Genomic DNA, 15,958 nt, shown 5'->3' with positions numbered 1-15,958 from the left:
CGCTGTTGAATCAACCCTCGGAAATCTCTATCTTTCCGGGCGCAAGGACGACCTTGCGCCTCCCCCCTCAAGACCGGCCGGGACGACCCGCCAACTCGCTGGAGCGTTCCATGGCATGGACCTATCTGTTTTTCGCTGGCCTGTTTGAAATCGGCTGGGCAATCGGGCTCAAATACACCGAAGGCTTCACCCGACCGATGCCGACCGTGCTCACCGTCGTTTCGATGATCATCAGTCTCGGCCTGCTCGGCCTGGCGCTGAAGACCCTGCCTGTCGGCACGGCCTATGCGATCTGGACCGGCATCGGCACGGTGGGCACGGCATTGCTCGGCATCTGGCTGCTTGGCGAGCCTGCCACGGCACTCCGCCTTGCCTGTATCGGCCTGATCGTATCGGGCATCGTCGGCCTCAAGCTGGTCGCCTGAACATCCTGAAACGTCGTCGCGGCCTGCTCCATGCGGCGGGCCGCGATACACCAAGCCGATGGCGTCCATTGCGAACGCGCGCACAAAAACCCACCACCGGAGCTTGGCGTCTCCGGAGGCGGGCTTTTCGATCTGTGAATACCTTCTAGGCGATCAGCCGTAGTTGGCCGAAGGCGGCATTCGCTTGCCGCGCGCCTTGCGCGCCGCGTAGCGTGCGTCACGCTTGGCCTTGCGCTCGGCCTCGTCGGACAGCAGGCGGCTGATACGGTCGGCCTCCTCGGCCTCGCGTGCCTTGGCTTCCGCCTGGGCGGCCGCTTCGGCGGCCAGGCGCTCGGCCTCGGCCCTGGCTTCGCGCTCGGCCTTCTCGGCCGCTTCGCGCGCCAGGCGTTCCTGACGGAGCTTTTCCTTTTCGGCCTCGCGGATGGCGCGCGCATCGAGGATGCGCTTGCGCTCTTCCTGGCGGGCGATCACTGCCGGATCGTCTGCTGCCGGGCGGGCCTTGAATTTTTCGAGTAGTGCCTTCTTCGCCACGCCGGCGGCATCACGCCGCTCGGCGAAGTTCTTTTCCCTGTAAATTGCCAAGAGTCATTTCCCTGAAGTCAAGTGACGTCGCCTACATACGCAGCGAGAGCGCAAGTTCAAGCGCGAATTCCGCATGCCAGCCATGATTTCCACGCGTGTTGCAGCAGGGAAACGCCACCACTGTTCGACAATCGCCGGGGATTGTTCACTGGCTGGAGACTGGCAGGCACGCGCTGCAATAGCTAGCTCTAGGCGCAAAGGCAACCCGAGGATGCACATATGGAACTTGGCCTCTACACCTTTGCCGACGTCAGCCCCGAAGCCGGTCCCGGTGCCATCGGACCGCACCAGCGGCTGCGCAACCTGATCGAGGAGATCGAGTTGGCCGACCAGGTCGGCCTCGACGTCTTCGGGCTGGGCGAGCACCATCGCCCCGACTACGCCGCATCTGCGCCGGTCGTCGCCCTTGCAGCCGCCGCGGAGCGGACCAGCAAGATCAGGCTCACAAGTGCCGTGACCGTGCTTTCCTCCGACGATCCAGTGCGCATCTTCCAGCAGTTCGCCACGCTCGACCTGCTTTCGGGCGGGCGCGCCGAGATCATGGCCGGGCGCGGATCGTTCATCGAATCCTTCCCGCTGTTCGGCTACAATCTCGACGACTATGACGAACTCTTCGCCGAGAAGCTCGACCTGCTGCTCGCGCTCCGCGACAGCGAACGCGTCACCTGGTCCGGCACCCACAGGGCCCCGATCAACGACCGCGGCGTCTATCCCCGCCCCTACCAGGAGAAATTGCCGGTCTGGATCGCCATCGGCGGCACGCCGCAGTCGGCGGCGCGCGCCGGCGTGCTCGGCCTGCCGCTGGCGCTCGCCATCATCGGCGGCGAGCCGGCGCGCTTCGCGCCGCTGTTCGACCTCTATCGCGAGGCCGCGCGCCGCGGCGGCCAGGATCCGGCCAAGCTCGCCACCAGCATCAACGTCCACGGCTTCGTCGCAGAGACCACGGAACAGGCGGCCGACGATTTCTACCTGCCGCAGGCCGAAGTGATGAACCGCATCGGCCGCGAACGCGGCTGGGGCCCGACCAGCCGGGCGCATTTCGACCAGGCGCGTGGGCTCAGGGGGGCGCTGTTCGTCGGCAATCCGGAAGTGGTGGCCGAGAAGATCGTCGCCCAGCACAAGCTGTTCAGGAACGACCGCTTCCTGCTGCAGATGGCGATCGGGACCATGCCGCACGCCAAGATCATGAAGGCGATCGAACTCTACGGCACCAGGGTGGCGCCGCTGGTGCGCAAGGAGATCGCCGCGGCGACGCCGGCCGAGCCCGCCGCCCCGGCCGCCTGAGGCGCCCGCTGGACCAAGGCTTGGCTCACGCCCGCGGGTTTGTTTGCCGCGGGCGCGTCCCTATATCCGGCGGGACTCATCCCGCCGGAGCCGTTTCATGACCACCCTTTCCGTGCTCGACCTTTCGCCCGTGACCGAGGGCAGCACCGCCGCCCAGTCGCTCAGGAACACGCTCGATCTCGCCCAGCACGCCGAAAGGCTCGGCTTCCATCGCTACTGGCTGGCCGAGCACCACAACATGCCGGGCATCGCCAGCGCCGCCACCTCCGTGGTGATCGCCCATGTCGCGGCCGGTACCAGCACCATCCGCGTCGGCGCCGGCGGCATCATGCTGCCCAACCACGCACCGCTGGTGATCGCCGAGCAGTTCGGCACGCTCGCCGCCCTGCACCCGGGCCGCATCGATCTCGGCATCGGCCGGGCGCCCGGCACCGACATGCTGACCGCGCGTGCGCTGAGGCGCAACCTCGAAGCCAGCGTCGACAACTTCCCGCAGGACGTGGTCGAGCTGATGGGCTATTTCGAGCCGGCGACGCCGGAACGGCGGCTGCGCGCCGTGCCCGGCGAGGGCGAAGAGGTCGAGGTCTGGGTGCTGGGTTCCAGCCTCTACGGCGCCCAGCTCGCCGCCATGCTCGGACTGCCTTACGCCTTCGCATCGCATTTCGCGCCGGCCGAACTCGACCGCGCGCTGGACATCTACCGCACGCGTTTCCAGCCCTCGGAGCGGCTCGCCAGGCCGCATGCCATGCTCGGCGTAAACATCGTCGCAGCCGAGACCGACCACGAGGCGAAGCTCCTCTTCACCTCGGTCCAGCAGGCCTTCGTCAACCTGCGCGGCGGCCGGCCCGGCAGGCTGCCGGCGCCCGTCGAGGGCTACGAGCGCGACCTCGACCCGGTCGCGCGGCAGATGCTGGCGCAGACGCTGTCCTGCGCCATCGTCGGCTCGCGGGATACGGTGAGGAGCGGCCTCGAAGCCTTCATCGCCCGCACCGGCGCCGACGAACTCATGGTCACCTCGCAGGTCTTCGACCACGAGGCGCGCAAGCGCTCCTACGAGATTCTGACCGAGGTGCACCGGGAGATGAAGGGGGCGGCGTAGCCGTGTTCTCCCTCGCCCCGTTTACGGAGAGAGGGAAGCGGAGCGAGCTTGCGAGCGCAGCAGGGTGAGGGGCAGCGCTGAGTTCGGAAGTCAGCGCCGCCCCTCATCCGGCCCTTCGGGCCACCTTCTCCCCGTGAACGGGGAGAAGGAAGAGCCGCCTATCGCAACGCCTCGACGGTCGCCCTGTCGGGGAAGCAGGTGGCGGCGCCGCCGTTCCTGGCCTGCCAGTCGCCGATCGAGCGGCGCGTCTTGAAGCCCGGCAGCCCGTCGGCGCCGCCGACGTCGTAGCCGAGCTTCTCCAGGGCGCGCTGCAAGGCGGCGATATCGGAACGGTAGAGCCCGTCGACCTTGCCCCAGCCGCCGGAAAAGCGCCTGTCGCCACCGGAGATGCGGTCGGCGCCGTGGCCGATGAAGAGCGCATAGAGATCGCTCTCGTTGTATTGCTTGAGCACGTAGAAATTCGGCGTGACGATGAAGGCCGGGCCGTTGCGGCCCGCCGGCATCATCAGGAAGCCCTCGGCGCGGGCTTCGCCTGGTGGAAACGGCTTGCCGCCGATGCGGCTGATGCCCATCGCCGCCCAGTCCGATATCTTCCTGCCCTGGTCGGGACCTTCCAGTGCGCAGGTGACGCTGTCGGGCACCGACACCTCGAAGCCCCAGTCGCGCCCTTTCGCCCAGCCATAGCCGACGAGATAGTTGGCGATCGAGGCCAGCGTGTCGGGCGTGGAATTCCAGATGTCGGCACGGCCGTCGCCGTCGAAATCGACCGCATGCTTGAGGAACGAGGTCGGCAGGAACTGCGGCTGGCCGAGCGCGCCGGCCCAGGACGAGCGCATGGCGTCGCGGCTGACGAGGCCGCGGTCGAGCATCTCGAGGCCAGCCAGAAGCTCCTTGCGGAACATCTCCTTGCGGGTGGCGAGGAACGCCTTGGTGCCCAGCACCTCGAAGGCGTCGTAGGGCATCCTGGCGGCACCGAAGCCGGATTCGCGGCCCCAGATGGCGAGCACCACGCCGCCCGGCACGCCGTAGCGCTTCTCGATCGCGGCAAGCGTCCTGGCATTGGCGCCGGCGCGGCTGCGGCCGCCCGCGGTGACGGCGCCGATGGTCTTCTCGGCGAAATAGCTGCCCGGCGAGCCGAACTCGGCCTGGTGCTGCATCTTCGGCGTCTTCGGCTTCTGGCCGGGGAGCACCAGGTCGGGCAGCTTGAGATTGGGCGAAACGCCCTGGAACGCCGCATCGAAGGTCGCCCTGGAGATGCCCCTGGCCTTGGCTTCCGGCCAGAGATCGTTGGCAAGCCAGTCCTGGAACTGGCCGTCGATGGGCGCGGAAGAGGCGGGGGTGGCCGGCAAGAGCGCGGCGAAGGCCACTGCAAACAATGCTGCCAGCATCGAAAGGTTGCGTTTCTTCGCACCCCCCTCTGGCCTGCCGGCCATCTCCCCCGCAAGGGGGGAGATCAGCTGTCGCCACCGTCTGCGCCAATCACCAACGTCACAGGATGAGCGCTGAGCTTCACACTGCTGATCTCCCCCCTTGCGGGGGAGATGGCCGGCAGGCCAGAGGGGGGTGGGACGGAGCTGCGACGATTCAGAAACTTTGCTCATGCAGCTTCCTTCACCGCAATTGAGTCAAAAGGCGGTCCGCGACTTGAGCGCCGCGGCAAGCGTTCCTTCGTCGAGATAGTCGAGCTCGCCGCCCACCGGCACGCCATGCGCCAGCCGCGTCACCTTGACGTCGAAGCCGGAGAGCTGGTCGGTCAGGTAATGCGCCGTCGTCTGGCCCTCGACGGTGGCGTTGACGGCGAGGATGATCTCGCTCACCCCGCCCTCGGCCACGCGGGTGACGAGCTGCTTGATGGTGAGCTGGTCCGGCCCGACACCGTCGAGCGGCGACAGCGTGCCGCCGAGCACATGGAAGCGCGCGTTCATGGCGCCTGCCCGCTCCAGCGCCCAGAGGTCGGACACGTCCTCGACCACGATGATCGTGGCCGGGTCGCGCCGCGGATCGGTGCAGATCATGCAGGGGTCGGAGGTATCGACATTGCCGCAGGTCGAGCAGACGCGGACCTTGTCGACCGCCTCGCCCATGGCGGCCGCCAGCGGCGCGAGCAGCTGCTCCTTCTTCTTGATCAGGTGAAGCGCGGCGCGGCGGGCCGAACGCGGCCCCAGCCCCGGCACCTTGGCCAGAAGCTGGATCAGGCGTTCGATCTCGGGACCGGCGATTCGCTTGGACATGCGAGGGGTATAGAGCGAGTAGGGAACAGTGAGTAGTGAATAGTTGAGGGGAAACCCTCGCCCCGCTCCCTACTCGCCGCCAAAGCGGCCAGCGATTGGTGATGGAAGCATCGGGCAAGGCCCGGCTCTTCTACTCACTACTCACTATTCCCTATTCGCTCACTCTATCGGCCGGTCCTGGCTGGCGATCAGCGCGCCGATCGCGTCGGCCTGCTGCGGGCTCGCCTGGAAGGACATCGCACTTGCCAATGACGCGTCGGTCCCGGCCGAGGCCACGGTGACGGGCCCGTTGTCGTCCATTCCGGGCAGCGCCTGCTGCGCGGCCGAGGCCACCACCGTCTCCGGCTCGGCCGGAAGGCGCGGCCGGTTGCGGCTGCGCTTCTCGTAGAAGGCGTTACCACCGGCGACCGTCGTGTAGAACATGTTCTTGTAGGGGAACTTCAGCCCGGCGGTGTGGAAGAACATGACGTTGGGCGTGACCTTGGGATGGCGCTCGCCCTTGAGCACCGCATCGGCGGCGGCCTGCACGTCGGGCAGCGCATTGGAATTCATCGGCTTGGACAAAACGCCGGGCGCGAACTGGTTCTTCTGGCCGACAACGCCGCACACCGTGTCGCCATAGTCGCCCGACTTCAGCCGGTTCATGACGACCGAGCCCACGGCGATCATGCCATCGCGGCTGGATCGGTTGGATTCGAAGAACATGGCCCGGGCCAGGCATTCCTTGTCCCTGGCGCTGTAGCCATAGGACCTGACCGAGCTGGTGGTGAGCCCATCCGTCAACTTGCTGGTGGTGCAACCGGATATGACGAACAGGGCTGCGGCGACGCCGACGAAAATCGGCATCTTCCCTCTCATGGCGATCAAAAGCGCCCCTCTCCAAAGCCCGCCACGAACCCCGGAATGAGGCTACAATCCTCTATTTTCGGGCAAAAAGATGGCCGAACGCCGATTGGGCGATCAGGTGGGGGTCGCGAAGCCCCTCTTCGATCGTCTAGGATCACCGGCGAGGCCGCTGGGGCGGCGCTCCTGTCCAGGAAAAGACCGCCATGAAAGCAGTGCTCTTCGAGCAGTTCGGCCAGGCTCCCACGGTGCAGAGGGTGGCGGATCCGACGCCCGCGCCGGGTGGCGTGGTCATCAAGGTGGAAGCCACGGGCCTATGCCGCAGCGACTGGCACGGCTGGATGGGACATGACCCCGACGTGACCTTGCCGCATGTGCCGGGGCATGAGCTTGCCGGCGTCGTCGTCGCCACCGGCGCGCTGGTCACGCGCTGGAAAGCCGGCGACCGCGTCACCGTTCCCTTCGTCGGCGGCTGCGGCCGCTGCTTCGAATGCACATCGGGCAACCATCAGGTCTGCGAGCACCAGTTCCAGCCAGGCTTCACCGCCTGGGGCTCATTCGCGGAGTATGTCGCCGTCGACTTCGCCGACACCAATCTGGTGCGGCTGCCCGACAGCATGGACTTCGTCACCGCCGCCAGCCTCGGCTGCCGCTTCGTCACCTCGTTCCGGGCGGTCATCGACCAGGGCCGGATCAAGCCCGGCGAATGGGTCGCCGTGCACGGCTGCGGCGGCGTCGGGCTGTCGGCGATCATGATCGCAGCGGCCGCCGGCGCCAACGTCATCGCCATCGACCTCTCCGACGACAAGCTCGATTTCGCGCGCAAGATGGGGGCGGTCGCGACCGTCAACGCATCGCGCGAGCAGGACGTCGTCGGCACGGTGCGGGAGCTGTCAGGCGGCGGCGCGCATCTGTCGCTCGACGCGCTCGGCCACCCCGCGACCTGCTACAACTCCATCGCCAACCTGCGCCGCCGCGGCCGCCACGTCCAGGTCGGGCTGATGCTCGGGGAGCACGCCGATCCCAAGATCCCGATGGGCAAGGTGATCGCCCACGAACTCGAAATCCTCGGCAGCCACGGCATGCAGGCTTTCCGCTACGAGGCGATGATTGAGATGATCGAGGCCGGCAAGCTCGCGCCGCAGCTGCTCGTCGGCAAGCACATCAGCCTCGACGAAGCGCCGGCGGCGCTGATGGCGATGGACCGGTTCGAGGGGCTGGGGATCAGCGTGGTGACGCGGTTCTAAGGAGCGAGTAGCGAGTAGCGAGTAGCGAGTAGTTTTGGCGACGCACTGCCGGCGTCAGGCTTCCCCTATTCGCTACTCACTACTCGCTCTTTTCTCAGAACGGCAGCTTCATGCCGGGGGGGATCGGCAGGCCGGCGGTCAGCGCCCTGGTCTTTTCCTGCATCGCCGCCTCGACCTTGGCCTTGGCGTCGTTGTGGGCGGCGACGATCAGGTCCTCGATGATCTCGCCCTCGCCTTCCTTGACCAGCGACGGGTCGATCTTCAGCGCCTTCATCTCGGACTTGCCGGTCAGCGTCACCGTCACCAGGCCGCCGCCGGACTGGCCGGTCATCTCGAGCAGGGCGATCTCTTCCTGCATGGCCTGCATCTTGGCCTGCATTTCCTTCGCCTTGCCCATAAGGCCGAGGAGATCCTTCATGGTCTTGTCCTTTTCGTCTCAGAACGGGTCGTCGTCGTCATTGTCGAGGCCGATGCCCGGGTCGGGCTGCGGCTCGACGTCTATATCGCCATCGGCGGCCTCCGGCGTCGTCGGCAGGCGCACGTCGATGATCTTGGCGCCTGGGAAGCGCGCCAGGATCGCCGCCACGGTCGGGTCCGCCTTGGCGTCGGTCAGCGCCTCCTCGCGCTTGCTGGCCTCGATCTCGGCCAGCGTCGGCCCGCCCTCTTCCTTCGACAGCGACACGAGCCAGTGACGGCCGGTCCAGGCCTTCAGCTTGACGGTGAGGTCGTTGAGGAAGGTCCTGGGCGCATCGCTGGTCAGGCTGACTTCCATGTGCCCCGGCTCGATGCGGACGGGCCGCACGACACGGCGGATCAGCACCTTGAAGGCCATCTCGCGGTTCGATTCGGCGAGGTTGGCAAGGTCGTTGATCGATTTCACCGGCACCGCATCGGCGACGGGCTCGGGTTCCGGTTGAGGCGCCGTGAAGGCCACGGGCGCGGGCGCGCTTTCCACCAGCCGCATCGCCTGGCCGCCGCCATTGGTCACCGGCATGCGCGCCTGCGACACGGCGGAGGCCGCGGGACCGCCATTGCCGCCGCCGGCGGGCATGCCGCCGTTGCGGGGGCTGCCCAATGGCTGCTGTGGCGCGTCGCCGAGCGACTTCAGCGCCTCGTCCAGCGTCGGCAGGTCGGCGGCGTGCGCGAGCCGGATCAGCACCATCTCGGCGGCACTCACCGGCCGGTTCGACGACTGCACCTCCGGGATGCCCTTGAGCAGCATCTGCCAGGCGCGGGCCAACACCCGCACCGACAGGCTCTGGGAGAATTCCAGGCCGCGCTTGCGCTCGTCCTCGGACAGCGAGGCGTCGTCGGCCGCCGACGGCACGAAGCGCAGGCGGGTGACGAGATGGGTGAATTCGGCGAGGTCGTTGAGCACGGCCACGGGGTCGGCGCCGGTGTCGTACTGGGCCCGCAATTCGCCCAGCGCCGCTGCGATGTCGCCCTTCATGACGTTTTCGAACAGGTCGACCACGCGGGCGCGATCGGCAAGGCCGAGCATGGCGCGCACCGCTTCCGCCGTCACCCTGCCGCCGCCATGGGCGATCGCCTGGTCGAGGATCGACAGCGAGTCGCGCGCCGAGCCTTCGGCGGCGCGGGCGACCATGGCGAGCGCGGCGTCCTCGACCTCGATTTCTTCCTGGCGAGCGATGCTCGCCAGATGGCCGACCAGCTTGCCGGCGTCGATGCGGCGCAGGTCGAAGCGCTGGCAGCGCGACAGCACCGTGATCGGCACCTTGCGGATCTCGGTGGTGGCGAAGATGAACTTGACGTGGGGCGGCGGCTCCTCGAGCGTCTTCAGCAGGCCGTTGAAGGCCTGCGTCGAGAGCATGTGCACCTCGTCGATGATGTAGACCTTGTAGCGGGCCGACACCGGGGCGTAGCGGACACGGTCGATGATGTCGCGGATGTCGTCGATACCGGTGTGGGACGCGGCATCCATCTCGATGACGTCGACGTGGCGGCCTTCCATGATCGCCTGGCAGTGCTCGCCGGGCACGGTGAGGTCGACCGAGGGACGATCGATGTCAGCCGTCTTGTAGTTCAGCGCGCGGGCGAGGATGCGTGCGGTGGTGGTCTTGCCGACACCGCGGACGCCGGTCAGCATCCAGGCCTGGGCGATGCGGCCGGTGGCGAACGCGTTGGTCAGCGTCTGCACCATCGGCTCCTGGCCGATGAGGGCCGAGAAATCCGCCGGGCGGTACTTGCGCGCAAGGACGCGATAGGCGCCGTCCTTGCTCTTGTTGGTCTGTCCGGCTTCGCTCATCCGCCCCGTTCGCCCGTTGGTCCTGGCGCCCCTGCCCGACCGCAGTCGGGTCGATTCCGCGAGCGAGTTTCGCCCGCACGGCGCAACGCCGTCAATGACGCGGAGAAGGGCGAAGAGGCGGGAGGCTGGAACAATGACCCGTTCCGGGCTCGTTAGGGCTGCTTCCTTCCGGACCTGACCCGGTTGGCGAGTGGATCGTCCACCACCAACCTCCCAACCTCCATATCGGCAATTGTTCGGCCAAATGCAAGAGCCAAGGCCAGGGGTGAACCAAAGCGCCTCAGAAACCCCGTGCGCCGAGGGCCCAGAGGTAGGCAACCGTCGCCGCGCATCCCAGGGCGGTGCGCACGGCATGCAGCGTACCCCAGCGTATGATGAGCCTCCGCGAGGCCGTGCCGGCATCCGCGCTCGCGATCGCCTCGATCTTTCTGTTGGTGGGCAGGATGACCAGCAGCGTATAGGGCCAGTTGGCGAGCATCAGCCCGGCGCCGACGGTCCAGCGCCAGTCGGCTTCGAGCCAGGCGGCGAGCAGGCCCAGCAGCCCCGACGCCATGGCCAGGCTCGCCTGCATGGCAAAGCCCCTGGCGTAGCTCGGCTTCCATTCATCGAGCAGATTCTTGTCGTCGAGCCCGAGACGGGCAGGCTGTTCGGCGAAATTGATGTAGAATGCCGCTCCAGCGAAGGCCGCCGCGCAGGCGAATGCGATCTGACCGGCCAACATCGCGCACCTCCGTTCAGTGCAGTCCACACCATATCGCATCGGCGCATTGCATTGCATCCAATCTCAATGATTCGCTTGCAGCGACTGCGGGCACGCTCTAGCTTTTGGAGAAACAAGGGAAACGCCAATGATGTCGGGGCTCAAGGCCGGGTTTGCGCTGGATTCGCGTCTCGACACGGACAGCGAGCCGCTGATGTGGCTCGGGCTGTGCGAATTGCGCGTCATGAACGACCAGCGCTGGCCCTGGCTGATCCTGGTGCCGCAACGCCCCGGCATCGAAGAGATCCACGACCTCACCCCGCTCGACCAGGCGATGCTGACCTTCGAAAGCAACATGGTGGCGCACGCGCTCAAACGCGCGACCGGCTGCGCCAAGATCAACAGCGGCGCGCTCGGCAACGTCGTGCGGCAGCTGCACTTCCATGTCGTGGCGCGCTCCGAGGGCGATCCCGGCTGGCCCGGCCCGGTCTGGGGCCATGGCGTGCGCGAGCCATATCGGCGCGACGACCTGCACCGGTTTGCCGAGAGCATCAAGGCTGCCCTATAACGGCAACCCCCGACCCAGCACCCCCAGAGTCTGCCCAATGCCCTTCAGCCTGTTCAGCGCGCCCGAGCGCGAAGCGAGCCATTTTCTCGGCTTTGCCGGCAATGTGATCGAACGCCAGTCGGAAAAGCGCAGCGACGATGCTGCCCGCCTGGCGCTGGCGGAGCCGGAAGCGCGGCTGCTGCTGATCGGACCGGGACGCCTGGTGCTCGATTTCGGCAATGGCGCGGCAAACCCGTATTTCACCCTGGCCGCGGCGCGGGCGCTGGAGGTCCCCCTCGACGAGGCCGTGCTGCTCGGCCGCGCGGACGGCTCCGCCATGCTCGCCGTGCCGGCCGCCGCGGAGGGCGAGAGCCTGCCCGAGCGGCTCAAGGCGATCGACTTCCGCTCGATACACGCCCAGGGCCTCATCGACGGCGCCGGCCTCGGCGCCCTGGCGCAAGGGGCGGCCCTCCTGGCATGGCACGCCAACCACCGCTTCTGCGGCCGCTGCGGGGCGGCCACCGAAATGCGTGCCGGCGGCTACAAGAGGGTCTGCACCGGTTGCGCTGCCGAGCACTTTCCGCGCACCGATCCGGTGGTGATCATGCTGACGGTTTGCGGCGACAAGTGCCTGCTCGGGCGAGGCCGGCATTTCGCAGCCGGCGTCTATTCGGCGCTCGCCGGCTTCGTCGAGCCGGGCGAGACGATCGAGGCGGCGGTTCGCCGCGAGACCCTGGAGGAGGCCGGCATCCGCCTCGGCCGTGTGGTCTATCACGCCAGCCAGCCCTGGCCGTTCCCCTATTCGCTGATGATCGGCTGTTTCGGCGAGGCCCTGAACGAAGACATCGTGACCGACACGGCCGAGCTCGAGGACTGCCGCTGGTTCCCGCGCGAAGAGGTCCGGCAGATGCTCGCCGGCACGCATCCGGCCGAGCTCAAGGTGCCGGCGCGGCACTCCATCGCTCATCATCTCATACACGCCTGGGCGGGACACGACCGGGATATCTGACTGTAGTCAGTCATCCACTTGCTGCCGGCGGGATATCTGACTATAGTCAGGCAATGACCTCGTCGCAGATCTCCCGCATCCGCAGCTTCAACCGCACTGTCACCCGCCGCGTCGGCGCCCTGGAAGACAGCTATCTGAGCCGCGGCCGGCCGCTCGGCCTCGCCCGGCTGCTCTTCGAGATCGGCCAGGATGGCGCCGCGCTCGGCGTGCTGCGCGCGCGGCTGGGCCTGGATTCCGGCTATCTCAGCCGGATGCTTCGCCAGCTCGAGACGCAGGGCCTCGTCGACGTCGCGAAACTCGAGGCGGACGCCCGCGGCCGACGGGCGACGCTTACCGAGCGTGGGCTTGTCGAGTACCGGGCCTATGAGGCGCTTTCGGACGATCTTGCCAATTCCATGCTCGCGCCCTTGTCGGAGCAAGCGCGCGAGCGCCTGGTGACGGCCATGGGGGAAGTGGAGCGGCTGCTCGCGGCGGCCTCGATCACCGTCGAGGAGGAGCTGCCCGACAGCGTCGACGCGCAGCAGTGCCTGATGCGCTACTTCGAGGAGCTGGCGGCCCGCTTCGAGGAGGGCTTCGATCCCGGCAATGGCGGAAGCGCAGGCACGGAGGAGTACCGCGCGCCAAGGGGCAGCTTCGTCGTCGCCCGCCTCGACGGCGAGGCGGTCGGATGCGGGGCCGTCCGCCTGTTCGACGACAGCACCGCCGAGATCAAGCGCATGTGGGTGGCGCAGTCGGCCCGCGGCTTCGGGCTCGCCAGCCGCATGCTCCATCGCCTGGAAGCGGTCGCCGCCCGGCTCGGCGCGCGCTCGGTCTGCCTCGACACGAACCGGACGCTCAAGGAAGCGCAGGCGCTCTACAGGCGCGAGGGGTATACGGAGATCGACCGCTTCAACGACAATCCCTACGCGGACCACTGGTTTTCGAAGCAGCTGTAGGCCGGACTTGCCCTGCGCTGGGTTCTCACGACCCAACGTCCGGCAGATGCGCGAGCGCCGCCATCGCAAACGAGCGATCAGACACCTTTCGGTGACGTGGAAGGGATTGCCTCCCCTCCCCGCACCCGCTGTTGAGCTTCGGCCATCCCGCTGTCCGGGAGGTCCATATTGTGCATCGACGCGATCAGCCAATCTCCGTTCTCGCGGCTCATGACCAGGCTGATAAGCCCACGGCGGCGCGCCCATTCGCGGCCCATCGGATCGCGCGCGCCGGTCATCGACCAGCGCAGGTCGACGGTAGCCACATCCTCGCGAAGCATGCGGCTGCGGGCGCCGTCCACCGACAGGACGCTTTCCTTGAACATCGTCTCGAACACGGGCGCATGGAAGCGCTCGATTTCCGCCCGTCCCGTGGCCTCCATCCCGAAAACGTTGGTGAAGTCGGCATCCTTGGCGAACAGCGCGGCAAATGCACCCGCGTCATGAACATTCCATGCGTCGGCGATGCGCCGAGCAATCTCGCCGGGCTCGCGCAGGGACATCGGCTCCTCCATATCCATATTGGTATGGTTGCCATATTATATCGCTGCCAAATAAAAAGGAAGGATGAATTCGCCCTACACGCAATCGCTTCTTCTCTATGCCTATCAGGCGTCCGCCGCAGCACTTGTCAAAGTGCTGGGCGAGAAGGGCCACACCCAGATCAGGCCCAAGCACGGGGCCGTCTTCGCCAACATCGATGCGAAAGGAACGCGCGCGAGCGTGCTTGCGATGCGTGCGGGCATCGGACGGCCGGCGATGGGCGAATTGGTCGACGAGCTTGCAGGACTGGGTTACGTCGAGCGCATGCAGGATCCGGTCGACCGGCGCGCCAAGCTCGTCGTGCCGACGGAACGGGCGCTCGGCGTGACCCAGGCCGTTCACGAGTTCAACATGGCCCTGGAAGCCGACTATCGTGCGTCACTCGGCGAAGAAGCCTATCGTTCGCTGCGCGCTTCCTTGACGGCTCTCTGCTCGAGAAACGACGTTCAGCCGAGGATACCCCCCGATCGCCGCCAACCATGAATGCCGGAGAGGCGGACCTACCTCAATCCGCCACCTTCCATTCGTCGCGCGAATCGCTCGCCGGATAGACGCCGAGGATGCGGACCTCACGCGAGAAGAAGCGCAGCTCCTCGAGCGCGTGCGCGACGCCCTGATCCTCAGGATGGCCTTCGATGTCGGCATAGAACAGCGTCGCGGTGAAGGCGCCGAGCTGGTAGCTCTCGAGCTTGGTCATGTTGACGCCGTTGGTGGCGAAGCCGCCCATCGCCTTGTAGAGGGCCGCTGGCACGTTGCGGACGCGGAAGATGAAGGTGGTCATCATCTTGGCATCCGGGCTCGGCCGGTCGACCCACTGCTTGTTCTTGGTCAGCACCACGAAGCGGGTGACGTTGGTGTCGGTGTCCTCGACATTCTCTTCCAGGATGTCGAGGCCGTAGAGCGAGGCTGCGAGCCGCGGCGCGAGCGCCGCCATGGTGCGATCCTTGACCTCGGACACCAGCTTGGCGGCACCGGCGGTGTCGCCGGCCACCATCGGCTTCCAGCCGTTCTTGCGGATGTACTTGCGGCACTGGCCGAGCGCGTGGATGTGGCTGTGCACGGTCTTGATCTCGGCGCGCTGCACGCCGGGCAGCACCATCAGCTGGAAATGGATCGGCAGGAAATATTCGCCGACGATGTGCAGCTTGGATTCCGGCAAGAGGTGATGGATGTCGGCGACGCGGCCGGCGATCGTGTTCTCGATCGGGATCATCGCCAGGTCGGCCTTGCCGGTCTCGACCGCGCTGAAGGCATCCTCGAAGGTCGCGCAGGGCAGCGGCTCCATGTTCGGGAACATGTTGCGGCAGGCGGTGTCGGAATTGGCGCCCGGCTCGCCCTGGAAGGCAATCTTGTTGGTCGTCGTCGGCATGGTCGGCCTGTCTGCTCTATTGGGAAAGGATTTCGCGGGCGCGTTCGAGATCTTCGGGCGTGTCGACGCCGAGCGGCAGCGACGAGACGATCTCGGCATCGATGCGCATGCCGGCCTCGAGCGCCCTCAGCTGCTCCAGCCGCTCGCGCTTCTCCAGCGGCGACGGGCCGAGCTTGACGAAGCGCTCCAGCGCTTCGCGGCGATAGGCGTACAGCCCGATGTGATGGAAGAGCGGCCCTTCGCCCCAAGGCGCCGTCGCGCGGGTGAAGTAGAGCGCCCTGAGCCGGCCCGGCGAAAGCTGCGATCCGACGATCTTGACGACGTTCGGGTTGGTCTTTTCCTCGTCGCGGGTGATCTCGACGCCGAGTGTGGCAATGTCGACCGAGGCATCCTCGAACGGCCGGAAGGCGGCGCGGATCAGCTCGGGGTCGATGGTCGGCAGGTCGCCCTGGACGTTGACCACCGTGTCGACCTCGCCCCTCGGATCGAGTGCCTGCAACGCCTCGAAGATGCGGTCCGAGCCCGACTCATGGTCGGCGCGCGTCATCACCGCCTCGAAGCCGTGGGCCCTGACGGCCGCGGCCACCGCCTCGGTGTCGGTCGCCACCACGACGCGGCCGAGGCCGCTTTCGGCGGCGCGTGCGGCGACATGCACGATCATCGGCCGACCGGCGATGTCGGCCAAGGGCTTGCCCGGAAGGCGCGTCGAAGCCATGCGGGCGGGGATCAGGACGAGGGTCTGCATGGCTCGGGCTGCTGTCTCTGAATGCTTTGGAAAGTGTCAAAACGTCTCACTGGAAGCGCCCTTATATGTGTTGCAACGGACAAGCAAAAGACCT

Annotated in this window: 18 protein-coding genes and 1 other RNA gene; 8 read left to right on the top strand and 11 right to left on the bottom strand. The window is 67.0% G+C overall.

Annotated elements, in window-relative coordinates:
• The first annotated feature begins 110 nt into the window (after positions 1–110).
• Positions 111–425 (top strand): quaternary ammonium compound efflux SMR transporter SugE, encoded by a 315-nt coding sequence (gene sugE, locus PV773_RS16550; protein ID WP_340036140.1) that lies wholly within the window; start codon positions 111–113, stop codon positions 423–425.
• A 153-nt stretch (positions 426–578) separates the two neighbouring features.
• Here the strand turns inward: sugE and PV773_RS16545 are convergent, their stop codons facing one another.
• Positions 579–1,007, bottom strand: a complete 429-nt coding sequence (locus PV773_RS16545) for a DUF6481 family protein (RefSeq protein WP_347967404.1) — start codon at positions 1,005–1,007, stop codon at positions 579–581.
• A 219-nt stretch (positions 1,008–1,226) separates the two neighbouring features.
• On the opposite strand from PV773_RS16545, the gene PV773_RS16540 reads away from it, so the two are divergent.
• Positions 1,227–2,291, top strand: a complete 1,065-nt coding sequence (locus PV773_RS16540; RefSeq protein WP_347967403.1) for an LLM class flavin-dependent oxidoreductase — start codon at positions 1,227–1,229, stop codon at positions 2,289–2,291.
• 97 nt (positions 2,292–2,388) lie between these two features.
• Positions 2,389–3,390: an LLM class flavin-dependent oxidoreductase gene (locus PV773_RS16535; protein ID WP_347967402.1), complete on the top strand. Its 1,002-nt coding sequence runs from the start codon at positions 2,389–2,391 to the stop codon at positions 3,388–3,390.
• Positions 3,391–3,548: 158 nt separating this feature from the next.
• Here the strand turns inward: PV773_RS16535 and PV773_RS16530 are convergent, their stop codons facing one another.
• The 3 genes from PV773_RS16530 to PV773_RS16520 form a co-directional block, all read right to left on the bottom strand.
• Complete coding sequence (locus tag PV773_RS16530) at positions 3,549–4,778, bottom strand: lytic murein transglycosylase (RefSeq protein ID WP_347967401.1); 1,230 nt, start codon at positions 4,776–4,778, stop codon at positions 3,549–3,551.
• Positions 4,779–5,015: 237 nt separating this feature from the next.
• Positions 5,016–5,621 (bottom strand): recombination mediator RecR, encoded by a 606-nt coding sequence (gene recR, locus PV773_RS16525; protein ID WP_347967400.1) that lies wholly within the window; start codon positions 5,619–5,621, stop codon positions 5,016–5,018.
• Between the two features lie 159 nt (positions 5,622–5,780).
• A complete protein-coding gene (locus tag PV773_RS16520; protein ID WP_347967399.1) occupies positions 5,781–6,467 on the bottom strand; it encodes a cell wall hydrolase in 687 nt (228 codons plus the stop codon).
• A gap of 203 nt (positions 6,468–6,670) precedes the next feature.
• Here PV773_RS16520 and PV773_RS16515 point away from each other — a divergent pair, with 203 nt between their 5' ends.
• Positions 6,671–7,711: a zinc-dependent alcohol dehydrogenase family protein gene (locus PV773_RS16515; protein ID WP_347967398.1), complete on the top strand. Its 1,041-nt coding sequence runs from the start codon at positions 6,671–6,673 to the stop codon at positions 7,709–7,711.
• Between the two features lie 94 nt (positions 7,712–7,805).
• Here the strand turns inward: PV773_RS16515 and PV773_RS16510 are convergent, their stop codons facing one another.
• The 4 genes from PV773_RS16510 to PV773_RS16495 all read right to left on the bottom strand — a co-directional run bounded on the left by PV773_RS16510 (position 7,806) and on the right by PV773_RS16495 (position 10,698).
• Entirely contained in the window at positions 7,806–8,129 is a 324-nt protein-coding gene (locus PV773_RS16510) for a YbaB/EbfC family nucleoid-associated protein (protein ID WP_347967397.1), read from the bottom strand.
• An 18-nt stretch (positions 8,130–8,147) separates the two neighbouring features.
• Complete coding sequence (locus PV773_RS16505; RefSeq protein WP_347967396.1) at positions 8,148–9,977, bottom strand: DNA polymerase III subunit gamma/tau; 1,830 nt, start codon at positions 9,975–9,977, stop codon at positions 8,148–8,150.
• A 117-nt stretch (positions 9,978–10,094) separates the two neighbouring features.
• An RNA gene (gene ffs, locus PV773_RS16500) (signal recognition particle sRNA small type) lies at positions 10,095–10,191 on the bottom strand.
• Between the two features lie 66 nt (positions 10,192–10,257).
• Positions 10,258–10,698: a DUF1772 domain-containing protein gene (locus PV773_RS16495; protein ID WP_347967395.1), complete on the bottom strand. Its 441-nt coding sequence runs from the start codon at positions 10,696–10,698 to the stop codon at positions 10,258–10,260.
• 193 nt (positions 10,699–10,891) lie between these two features.
• On the opposite strand from PV773_RS16495, the gene PV773_RS16490 reads away from it, so the two are divergent.
• From PV773_RS16490 to PV773_RS16480, 3 genes are read left to right on the top strand one after another with little or no spacing between them, the layout of a single operon-like run.
• Complete coding sequence (locus PV773_RS16490; protein WP_340036467.1) at positions 10,892–11,245, top strand: HIT family protein; 354 nt, start codon at positions 10,892–10,894, stop codon at positions 11,243–11,245.
• A gap of 37 nt (positions 11,246–11,282) precedes the next feature.
• Positions 11,283–12,233 (top strand): NAD(+) diphosphatase, encoded by a 951-nt coding sequence (gene nudC / locus PV773_RS16485; RefSeq protein WP_347967394.1) that lies wholly within the window; start codon positions 11,283–11,285, stop codon positions 12,231–12,233.
• A 53-nt stretch (positions 12,234–12,286) separates the two neighbouring features.
• The gene (locus PV773_RS16480) at positions 12,287–13,168 is read left to right on the top strand and encodes a bifunctional helix-turn-helix transcriptional regulator/GNAT family N-acetyltransferase (RefSeq protein ID WP_347967393.1); all 882 of its coding nucleotides are present in this window, start codon (positions 12,287–12,289) and stop codon (positions 13,166–13,168) included.
• Positions 13,169–13,245: 77 nt separating this feature from the next.
• On the opposite strand, the gene PV773_RS16475 is transcribed toward PV773_RS16480, so the two are convergent.
• A complete protein-coding gene (locus PV773_RS16475; protein WP_347967392.1) occupies positions 13,246–13,710 on the bottom strand; it encodes an SgcJ/EcaC family oxidoreductase in 465 nt (154 codons plus the stop codon).
• Between the two features lie 64 nt (positions 13,711–13,774).
• Between PV773_RS16475 and PV773_RS16470 the strand changes: the two genes are divergently transcribed.
• Positions 13,775–14,233 carry a MarR family winged helix-turn-helix transcriptional regulator gene (locus PV773_RS16470; protein ID WP_347967391.1) on the top strand — a complete coding sequence of 153 codons (459 nt, stop codon included), beginning with the start codon at positions 13,775–13,777 and terminating at the stop codon, positions 14,231–14,233.
• A gap of 22 nt (positions 14,234–14,255) precedes the next feature.
• On the opposite strand, the gene PV773_RS16465 is transcribed toward PV773_RS16470, so the two are convergent.
• Both PV773_RS16465 and PV773_RS16460 read right to left on the bottom strand, forming a co-directional pair.
• Positions 14,256–15,119 (bottom strand): prephenate dehydratase, encoded by an 864-nt coding sequence (locus PV773_RS16465; RefSeq protein WP_347967390.1) that lies wholly within the window; start codon positions 15,117–15,119, stop codon positions 14,256–14,258.
• A gap of 16 nt (positions 15,120–15,135) precedes the next feature.
• Positions 15,136–15,864 (bottom strand): 3-deoxy-manno-octulosonate cytidylyltransferase, encoded by a 729-nt coding sequence (locus tag PV773_RS16460; protein ID WP_347967389.1) that lies wholly within the window; start codon positions 15,862–15,864, stop codon positions 15,136–15,138.
• Positions 15,865–15,958: the final 94 nt, after the last annotated feature.

It is taken from the genome of Mesorhizobium sp. CC13 (assembly GCF_039907765.1).
Taxonomy (GTDB): Bacteria; Pseudomonadota; Alphaproteobacteria; order Rhizobiales; family Rhizobiaceae; genus Aminobacter.
Note: the sequence above shows the minus strand (reverse complement) of the source record. Positions and strands in the feature narration are given on the sequence as shown.